This is a genomic window from Kitasatospora sp. MY 5-36 (genome assembly GCF_001182915.1).
Lineage (GTDB): Bacteria > Actinomycetota > Actinomycetes > Streptomycetales > Streptomycetaceae > Kitasatospora.
Map to the genome: position 1 here is coordinate 1 of NZ_LFVW01001171.1, position 1534 is coordinate 1534.

Annotated in this window: 2 protein-coding genes; both read right to left on the reverse strand. The window is 78.9% G+C overall.

The window, feature by feature from the left end:
• Window positions 1-58: 58 nt before the first annotated feature.
• A complete protein-coding gene (locus AE652_RS41130) occupies window positions 59-730 on the reverse strand; it encodes a response regulator transcription factor (protein ID WP_049661080.1) in 672 nt (223 codons plus the stop codon).
• Window positions 727-1534, reverse strand: an 808-nt coding sequence (locus tag AE652_RS41135) for a sensor histidine kinase (RefSeq protein ID WP_049661082.1), incomplete at its 5' end; no start/stop codon positions are given. The genes AE652_RS41135 and AE652_RS41130, both read right to left, overlap by 4 nt.

Sequence of the window (1534 nt, forward strand, 5' to 3'; positions counted from 1 at the left end):
GGCGTCGGCGGCGGCGGGGACGGCGGCCGGACGGCCCCCGCCCGGCGGCCGCCCGCGCCTACCGCGGCCCGACCAGCCCGCACTCGTACGCGAAGATCACCGCCTGCACCCGGTCCCGCAGGCCCAGCTTGGCCATGACCCGGCCGAGATGCTTCTTCACCGTGGGCTCCGCGAGACCGAGGGCGGCGGCGAGTTCCGTGTTGGTCAGGCCGCGGGCGGCCCCCAGCAGGACCTCCCGCTCGCGCGCGGTCAGCACGCGCAGCTGCTCCGCGTCGCCCCCGCCCCCGCCGTCTCCGGCGGCGGGGAGCCGGTGGGCGAAGCGGTCCAGCAGCAGCCGGGTCACCCGAGGGGAGACCACGGCGTCCCCCCGGGCCACGTCGCGGATCGCCCCCAGCAGCTCCTCCGGCCGGCTGTTCTTCAGCAGGAAGCCGGAGGCCCCGGCGCGCAGCGCCTCGACGGCGTACGCCTCCAGGTCGAAGGTCGTGAGCACCAGCACCCGCGTCCCGGGCACCTCGCGCAGCAGCCGCCGGGTCGCCCCGATGCCGTCGGTGCCCGGCATCCGCACGTCCATCAGCACCACGTCCGGCCGCAGCCGCCGCGCCAGCTCCACCGCCGCCGCCCCGTCGGCCGCCTCCCCGACCGGCTCCATGTCCGGCTCGGCGCGCAGGATCATGCCGAACGCCAGCCGCAGCAGCTCCTCGTCGTCCACCAGCAGCACCCGGACGCTCACGGCGCGCCCCCGGGATCCAGCCGTACGAAGACCCGCCAGCCGCCGCCCGGCCGCGGGCCCGCCTCCAGCACCCCGCCGAAGGCCGCGGCGCGCTCCCGCATCCCCGCGAGACCCCGCCCGGACCCGGCGGATCCCGGCCGCCCGGTCCCTGCGGCCCGCCCGTCGTCGGTCACCTCGACCGTGACCGCCCCCGGCGCGCAGGACACCCGTACCTCGGCGCGCGACCCCTGCGGCGCGTGGCGCAGCGCGTTGGTCAGCGACTCCTGGACGAGCCGGTGCACCGTCAGCTGCGCCGCGGCCGGCACCCGGGCGGCCTCGCCGTCCACCCGCAGCCGGGTCACGAGGCCCGCCGCCGCCATCTGCTCGCACAACGCCCTGAGCTGCCCGATCCCCGGCGGCGACCGCCGGTCGTCCCCGGGCCCCGTGTGGGGACCGGCGTCGGGACCGGCGTCCTGGAGCAGGCCCAGTGCCCGCCGCATGTCGGTCAGCGCCTGCCGCCCGGTCTCCGCGATCCGGGCCGTCACGGCGGAGGCGTCGGCCGGCCTCGCGTGCCCGAGCGCGTCCGCCAGCGCCACCACCACTGACAGGCCGTGCGTCACGCTGTCGTGCAACTCCCGTGCGATCCGGGCGCGTTCCTCCTCCACCGCCAGGCGCTCCCGCTCGTCGCGGTCCAGTTCCAGCCGTGCCAGCCGCTCCGCCCGCGCGGTCCGCCGGATCCGGGCGTTCGCCCCGAGCAGCGCGCTCGCGGCGACCGCCGCCGTCATCGCGGCGGCCGAGGCGGGGAACCGGCCCTCGGGCGCCCAG